We start from the raw sequence: 7,466 nt of genomic DNA, 5'->3' as shown, positions 1-7,466 counted from the left end.
CCAATGGACAATGAGGTCAGATCGGCGCCGACCACCCCACGCGGCCGCTCCAAGGTGTACGGCAAGGAACGCTCGGGCAGCAGCCCGGTCAAGCCCTTCGCCACTCCCTCGTACGATGCGGGCCAGCCCAAAGCCCCGCGCAAACCCCGCCGGATCGGCCGGAAGATCCTGATTGGCCTGGCCATCTTCCTGGTGTTGCTACTCATCGCCGGAGTAGCCGGATATTTCTGGATCAGCTCAAAGATGAACAGCGTCGATGCCTTCACCGACTACGACGGCCGCCCGGCCGAAACCCCGGGCGCGGACTGGCTCCTGGTCGGCTCCGACAGCCGCGCCGGGCTCTCGGCCGCCGAGCGCAAGAAGCTCGCCACGGGCAAGGCCGTCGGCAAGCGCACCGACACGATGATGCTCCTGCACGTCCCCGCCGGCGACGGCCGCCCGACCCTGGTCAGCCTGCCGCGCGACAGCTACCTCCCGATCAACGGCCACGGCAGCGACAAGCTCAACGCCGCGTACGCCTTCGGCGGCCCCAAACTCCTCACCAGAACCGTCGAAGAGGTCACCGGCATCCGCGTCGACCACTACATGGAGATCGGTTTCGGCGGCTTCGTCGGCATTGTCGACGCGATCGGCGGCGTGGAGATCTGCGTCAAGGAAGCCATTGAGGATGAGAAAGCCGGAATCGACCTGAAGAAGGGCTGCCAGGTCATGGACGGCGGCACCGCCCTCGGCTATGTCCGTACCCGCAAGACCGGTGCGATTCCGGACTTCGACCGGACCGAGCGGCAGCGCCAGTTCTTCTCCGCCGTCGTGAAGAAGGCGGCCAGCCCTGGCACCCTCATCAACCCCTTCTCCTCCGTCCCGCTGGCCCTCAGCGCCGCCGAGTCCGTCGCGGTCTCTCCGGGTACGGGGATCTTCGACCTGCTTTCGCTGGGTCTGGCCATGAAGGGCAACCCGGTGACCACCGCGGTCCCGATCGGCTCGCTGCCCACCATCAACGGCCAAGCCGTCGTCAAGTGGGACAACGCCAAGGCCAACAAGCTCTTCGAGGCGCTCGAGAAGGACAAGCCGGTCCCGAAGGAAGTGATCACGAAGTAGCGGGGGTCAGCCCGCTCCCCCCGCCACCGCGGCCGCGATCACCGCGGCCATCACGGCGGCGTTGACGGCCTCGATGGTGGCGCGGACCGCGTCCGCTGCCCAGGCGCCCGCGGCGACTTCCTTGATCCGTTCCTTGTCGGCTTCGGGGAAGGCTTTGCGGGCCAGTTTGCAGGCGTGCATGAGCGCGATCAGCACGCCGATCCGCTCGTCCGGATCGGCCCCGGCGAGCACGCTCTGCACGCGCTGGCGGAGGTCGCGTTCGACGCTCCCGTCGAGTTCGGGGTATCTCTTGGTGGGGAAGATCCCGAGCAGCTTGCGCTGCTGTTCGGACAGGATGCCGCGTTCCGCCAGCCCGGCCAGCAGTCGTTTGCGCAGCTTGTCGGAGCTGAGCTTGCTCACGAACCAGGAAGGTTTGCGGGGTTTCTTCTGGTTCTCGGTGACGATCCGGGCGAGCACGGCGTCCAGCTCCGCATCGCCCACCGGAGCCGGATTGACCACAACAAGTGTCTTGTCCTGCACCGCGATCCGGTCGGCGATCGCCAGTTCGGCCAGCAGCGCGCCGGCGAGCGCGAGATCGAGCTCGCCCGCGCTGATCAGCGGCGTGCCCTTGTCCTCGCGGTAGGCCAATAACAGAACGTCTTCGGCGATAGCGCTCATGGTGCCGACCCTATGCCGTAAGAGTGTCGTAAGGCGCAACCCGGCTTCTGTCATGGCTTTCACGTGCTCTTCTGTCAGGAACGAGCAACGGAGAGGGACCATCGTGAAGATCGTGCTCCGCCATCCGGCCACGTGGATCGTGGTCGCCGCCGGCATCGCAGTCGCGCTGTACCTGTTCCAGCCCTGGCGCCTGTTCACCACGGTGGTGGTGAACGAACCGCCACCGGTGTCCATCGGAGAAACCATGACAGGGGAGGCGATGACGGACGACGCGATGACCCCGACGGCTTCCCCGGCATCCCCACGCGTCCTGTCCATGGGCAGCTTTATCACCCATGAGCACGAAACATCAGGAACCGCGAAGGTGCTCCAGCTCCCCGATGGCAAGCGCGTGCTCCGGATCGAGAACCTGAACACCTCCGACGGCCCCGACCTGCGCGTCTGGCTCAGCGACCAGCCGGTCAAAGAGGGCGAATGGCGGGTCTTCGACGACGGCGAATGGCTGGAACTGGGCGAACTGAAGGGCAACCAGGGCAACGCCAACTACGCCATCCCGGCCTCCGCCGACCTGGACACGCTGACCAGCGTCACGATCTGGTGCCGCCGCTTCGCCGTCTCCTTCGGCGCGGCCGGCCTGACGGCCTGATCAGACGTCCCAGAAGGCCAGCTCATGCGCCATACCCCGGGTGAAAAGATCGGCCGCCCGCCCGGGGTCCGGCCCCGCCTCGTCGATCATGACCGCGATCCGCTCGGCCAGCGCCGCGAACCCCGGATCGGCGTAGGTCTCCACCCACGCCCGATACCTCGGCTCATCCGGCGGGTTCGCCGCCAGGCGGCGTCCCAGCATCGAATACCCCCACATGCACGGATACAGCGCCGCGAGCCCGCTCGCGTAGTCCGCCGCCGCATCAAGCAGAAACGCGGTGTACGCCGTGCAAGCGGCCCCTTTCTCCGCCCCCTCCAGATCGGCCCCGAACTCAGCGGACAACGACCGATGCAAGCGCAACTCATCGTGAAAGGTGGAATGCGCCAGATCCACAAGATCGCCAAGATGCCCGTCGGGCGCCTGCCAGGCCAGCCGCGAGAACACGCGTACGTAGTCGAGCAGGAACAGATAGTCCTGCTCCAGCCACCTCCGGAACACGTCATCCGGCAGATCGCCACGCCCGATTCCGGCCACGGTGGGATGGATCAGCTGCGCCTCCAGCAGTGGACGCCCGATCCGATGCAGTTCACCAGAAATCCCCATGATCCTTATCCTGCCACCCGGCCAAGTTATCCCCAGCCTGTGGATAAAGGATCGGTACTGTGGTCCTATGCCGGAACTACCCGAGGTGGAGTCACTCGCCGAGTTTCTCCGCGAGCGCGCCGTCGGCCGTACGATCGCGGCCGTCGAGGTCGTCGCCTTCCACGCCCTGAAAACGTTCAACCCCCCGGCGAGCGCGCTGGGCGGCCTGACCGTGACCTCGGTGTCCCGGCACGGCAAGTTCCTCGACCTGGACTGCGACGGCCTGCACTTCGTCACCCACCTGGCCCGCGCAGGCTGGCTCCGCTGGCGCGACGACCTTTCAGCCGCCAAACCGGTACGCCCCGGCAAAGGCCCCCTCGCCGTCCGGGTACGACTCGCGCCCGACGATTCCGGCATGGCCCCCGGTTTCGACCTCACCGAGGCCGGAACCCAGAAACGCCTAGCCGTCTATGTCGTGAAAAATCCGGATGAGGTGCCGGGGGTTGCCAGCTTGGGTCCTGACCCACTGGCGGCGGATTTCACCCCCGAGGCGCTGGGGGAGATCCTGCGCGCGAGCCGTACCCAGATCAAGGGCCTGCTCCGGGACCAGAAAGTGATCGCGGGCATCGGCAACGCCTACTCGGACGAGGTGTTGCACGTCGCCAAGATGTCCCCGTTCAAGATCTCGGCGACCCTCACCGACGCCCAGGTGGCCGACCTGCACGAGGCCATCGTGACCACCCTCAGGGACGCCGTCGAGCGGGCGCATGGCCTGGCCGCCAAAGATCTCAAGGCGGAGAAGAAGTCGGGGCTGCGGGTGCATGGCCGTACCGGCGAGAAATGCGAGGTCTGCGGGGACACGATTAGGGAAGTGTCGTTCGCGGACTCATCCCTGCAGTACTGCCCAACCTGCCAGACCGGCGGCAAGCCCCTAGCCGACCGCCGCTTGTCCAAACTCCTCAAATAGCGCCGCTGATCAGAATGGCTCCTCTGACCGCGCTTTAGGGCCCGCAGAGAATCAACTTGCGTGCTCACCATGGGTTCGCCGAGGTCAGTGGCTTGAGGATCTATGAGTTATTGCTCTGCGGGCCCTTAGGGCATAACAGAGCTGCATTGCCCCTCTTGGTGCCGGTACGGCGAGAACCATCACCCGCGTAACGGCGCCGGATAACGGCGAGCAACCCGGCGACCTGTGTTGGTGCTCTCGGCGCCCACGTTGCCCGTGATGGGCCTATTGCGCCCACGGGGGTGAGATCACTGTGTCCCCGAGCGTGCCCTGAATGCCTGCGGATGTGCACACGGTCGCCAGCACGGCCTCGGTGTCGGAACCGTTGGCCAGCCAGAACAGGGTGTTCACCGGAATGATCAGAGCGTCGCCCGGTTCGGCTTCGTGCGCCACGCCGTTGATGGTGGCTACCAGCCGCCCAGCCTGGACCACGAACACCTCTTCCCGATCGACCGAATGCTCCGGCGAGCGCGCCCCGGGCGCGAACTCCAGCGACCAGACCGCGAGCTCCTTCGACCCCCGCGACGGCACCGCGAGCGAGTGGATCGTGGTCCCCGGCTGCTCGAACACCGGCGCGTCGGCCCGGCTCGCTGTGGTCATGCCATCCTCCTATAATGGTCAATCTGATTGACTACATTGAAGAAGGTAAACCGCGTTGACTAGTTCGTCAAGACGCCGTGGTGAGATCCCGCTCCTGCTGGCGATGATCTATCGCGCCATGAACGACGAGATCCACGACCGCCTGGCAGCCGAAGGCCGCGAACCCCTGCGCCCCGCTCACGGCTACACCTTCCGCCTCCTGCTCGCCCGCGACGACGTCACCACCGTCGCCCTCGCCGACCACCTGGGCATCACCAAGCAGGCCGCCTCCAAGATCGCCGCCGAACTGGAGACCTGGGACTACCTCGAACGCCGCCCCCACCCCACCGACGGCCGCGCCCGCGTCCTCGCTCTCACCGCCAAAGGACTCGCCTACGTCCGCCACGCCGACGAACTCTGGGGCCAGGCCGAAGACCGCTGGGCCGCCGTGATCGGCCCCGACCGCCTCGACCAGATCCACGCCGACATGCGCGCATACGTAGACGCCTCCGGGGGCAGAGCCGCCCTCCGCCCAGTCTGGTGATCACCACCTTGACCAGCGGATTCGACGAAAATTCGTCATTTGGGCAGCCACCGCCTGTGTGGCCTTCTTTGCGACTGGTTTCTCGTTGACTCGGCCCTAGTATGGGCGCATGACGCTCCAAGAGATCGCCGCGCAGGCCGTCCCCGAGAACGCGCACCTGCTCGACGTGCGCGAACTCGACGAGTGGCGGGCCGGTCATGTCCCCGACGCCCAGCACATCCCGCTGATGGAGCTGCAGAACCGCGTCGGCGAGGTCCCCCAAGGCCAGCCGGTCTACGTGATCTGCCGCGTCGGCGGCCGCTCAGCCCAGGCCACCGTCTGGCTCAACCACGTCGGCTGGGAAGCCGTCAACATCGAGGGCGGCATGCAATCCTGGGCCGCCGCCGGCAAACCCATGATCAGCGAAACCGGCCACCCACCCTACGTGGCCTAGCAGCCGGGGATCGCGTACCGCGCGGTTCTCAGGGCGTGATGATGGCGAAGTCAGGTGCCGGGTCGTCCAGGACGGCGGCGAGGCGTCGCAGGACGCCCACGTCCCCATCGTGATCCAGCATGTCGGCGCCCTTGCCCGCGAGCAGGCCGAGCAGTTGCGGTTTGGTGAGCCGTACGGTGAGGTCCACGGTGGCGGCGGGTGGGTTCGGCTGCTGGATGAGCGCTCCGTTCGACATGGTGGTGCGGTAGCGCTCGCCAGAATCGATAAGGTGCCAGTCGATGGCGAAGCGCTCGTTCCACGCCTGGGGCCCGTTGACGCGGATGGCCAGCGAATCGAAGATCTGCTCCACGGTCAGAGCGGCGATCATGTCGGGTGAGGTGACGTCGATCTCGGCGGGCACGATGTCGCCGTTCAGTTCCAGAGCGCCCATCAGGTAGACGTTGCGCCAGGTGCCGTTCTCCGCGCCGCGGCCAAGAGCTGTGTACACCTCGGCGAGCAGCTTGCGGGCCTCCGTGTCGTGCTCGTCGGCGAAGACAGCGTGATTGAGCAGCGTGGCGGCGAAGCGCAGATCCCCCTCGCCCACGTAGCGGCGGGCCAGCCCGACGACCGCGGCGGTGCCGCCCAGGCACTCCACATACCGTCTGGCCTGTTCGACCGGCGGATGTTCCCACAGGTGGGCCGGGTTGCCGTCGTACCAGCCCAGGTAGCGCTGGTAGATGGCCTTGACGTTGTGGCTGACCGACCCGTAGTAGCCGCGGGTGTGCCAGGCCTGTTCCAGAGCGGGCGGCATCTGCATGACCTCGGCGATCTCGATGCCAGTCAGGCCGCGGTTCATCAGGCGCAGGGTCTGGTCGTGCAGGTAGGCGTACATATCCCGCTGCTCTGCCAGGAAGCGGACGATGTTGTCCTTCCCCCAGGTGGGCCAGTGGTGCGAGGCGAAAGCGACGTCGGCCTCGTCGGCGAACAGCACGATCGCCTCGGTCAAGTAGCGGGCCCAGACGCGGGCGTCGCGCACCAGCGCGCCGCGCAAGGTGAGGATGTTGTGCTGGTTGTGAGTGGCGTTCTCGGCCATACACAGCGCGCGCCGGTCGGGGAACAGGAAATTCATTTCCGCCGGCGCCTCGGTGCCGGGGGTGAGCTGGAAGATGATGCGTACTCCGTCGACCGTTTCCTCCTGCCCGGTGCGGGTGATGTCGACGGTGGGCGCGATGAGGGAGAAGGTGCCGGTCGACGTGGTCATTCCCAGACCGCATCCGATCTGTCCTTCGGGCGAGCGGGGCAGCGCAGGGCCGTACATGTAGACCGTTCGTCGGCTCATGGCGATGCCGGCGTAGACGTTCTCGGAGACCGCGTGTTCCATGAACCCGGCCGGGGCGATGATGGGGATGCCCGCACCGTCGGTGATGCCGCGTACGCCACCGAAGTGGTCGCCGTGGGAGTGGGTGTAGATGACTCCGGTGACCGGGCGATCGCCGCGGTTGTCGCGGTAGAGCCGCAGCGCGGCGGCCGCGCACTCGGTGGAGATCAGCGGGTCGATGACGATGACGCCGGTGTCGCCTTCCACGATCGTCATGTTCGACAGGTCCAGGCCGCGTACCTGGTAGATGCCGTCGGCCACCTCGAACAGGCCCTGCTTGGCACACAGCTGGGCCTGGCGCCACAGGCTCGGATGAGCGCCCTTGGGACACTCGGCGTTGACGAAGTCGTACGAGTCGTTGTCCCAGACAACGCGGCCGTCGGCGGCCTTGATCACCGCCGGGCTCAGCCGCGCGACGAATCCCCGCTCGGCGTTGTCGAAGTCTGTCCGGTCATGAAAAGGAAGGTCAGCCATACTTGGCGACCTCCCCCACATGCAGTCTGTCCAGGGCGAAAACACCCCAAAGGTTCGGCCATGAGCGGTTCGGCCGCTGACAACTGCCAG

At 66.6% G+C, this 7,466-nt stretch carries 9 protein-coding genes; 5 read left to right on the top strand and 4 right to left on the bottom strand.

Going from position 1 to position 7,466, the window contains the following annotated elements:
• Window positions 1–1,098: LCP family protein (locus tag Amac_RS05925; protein WP_307729699.1), on the top strand; the 1,098-nt coding region annotated here is incomplete at its 5' end.
• Window positions 1,099–1,104: 6 nt separating this feature from the next.
• Here Amac_RS05925 and Amac_RS05920 read toward each other — a convergent pair.
• The gene (locus Amac_RS05920; RefSeq protein ID WP_155353280.1) at window positions 1,105–1,755 is read right to left on the bottom strand and encodes a GOLPH3/VPS74 family protein; all 651 of its coding nucleotides are present in this window, start codon (window positions 1,753–1,755) and stop codon (window positions 1,105–1,107) included.
• Window positions 1,756–1,858: 103 nt separating this feature from the next.
• On the opposite strand from Amac_RS05920, the gene Amac_RS05915 reads away from it, so the two are divergent.
• Complete coding sequence (locus Amac_RS05915) at window positions 1,859–2,401, top strand: DM13 domain-containing protein (protein ID WP_246268094.1); 543 nt, start codon at window positions 1,859–1,861, stop codon at window positions 2,399–2,401.
• Here Amac_RS05915 and Amac_RS05910 read toward each other — a convergent pair whose 3' ends face one another.
• Window positions 2,402–3,004 (bottom strand): TenA family protein, encoded by a 603-nt coding sequence (locus Amac_RS05910; RefSeq protein WP_155353279.1) that lies wholly within the window; start codon window positions 3,002–3,004, stop codon window positions 2,402–2,404.
• Window positions 3,005–3,071: 67 nt separating this feature from the next.
• Here Amac_RS05910 and Amac_RS05905 point away from each other — a divergent pair, with 67 nt between their 5' ends.
• Entirely contained in the window at window positions 3,072–3,950 is an 879-nt protein-coding gene (locus Amac_RS05905; RefSeq protein ID WP_155353278.1) for an Fpg/Nei family DNA glycosylase, read from the top strand.
• Window positions 3,951–4,214: 264 nt separating this feature from the next.
• On the opposite strand, the gene Amac_RS05900 is transcribed toward Amac_RS05905, so the two are convergent.
• Window positions 4,215–4,589, bottom strand: coding sequence for a cupin domain-containing protein (locus tag Amac_RS05900; protein WP_155353277.1), 375 nt, complete (start codon window positions 4,587–4,589; stop codon window positions 4,215–4,217).
• A gap of 55 nt (window positions 4,590–4,644) precedes the next feature.
• Between Amac_RS05900 and Amac_RS05895 the strand changes: the two genes are divergently transcribed.
• Together Amac_RS05895 and Amac_RS05890 are read left to right on the top strand one after the other, a co-directional pair.
• Complete coding sequence (locus tag Amac_RS05895; protein ID WP_218040890.1) at window positions 4,645–5,112, top strand: MarR family winged helix-turn-helix transcriptional regulator; 468 nt, start codon at window positions 4,645–4,647, stop codon at window positions 5,110–5,112.
• A gap of 109 nt (window positions 5,113–5,221) precedes the next feature.
• Window positions 5,222–5,545, top strand: a complete 324-nt coding sequence (locus Amac_RS05890) for a rhodanese-like domain-containing protein (protein WP_155353276.1) — start codon at window positions 5,222–5,224, stop codon at window positions 5,543–5,545.
• A gap of 28 nt (window positions 5,546–5,573) precedes the next feature.
• On the opposite strand, the gene Amac_RS05885 is transcribed toward Amac_RS05890, so the two are convergent.
• The gene (locus Amac_RS05885; RefSeq protein ID WP_155353275.1) at window positions 5,574–7,376 is read right to left on the bottom strand and encodes an alkyl/aryl-sulfatase; all 1,803 of its coding nucleotides are present in this window, start codon (window positions 7,374–7,376) and stop codon (window positions 5,574–5,576) included.
• Window positions 7,377–7,466: the final 90 nt, after the last annotated feature.

The organism is Acrocarpospora macrocephala (assembly GCF_009687865.1).
In the GTDB taxonomy this organism is placed as follows: domain Bacteria; phylum Actinomycetota; class Actinomycetes; order Streptosporangiales; family Streptosporangiaceae; genus Acrocarpospora; species Acrocarpospora macrocephala.
Note: the sequence above shows the minus strand (reverse complement) of the source record. Positions and strands in the feature narration are given on the sequence as shown.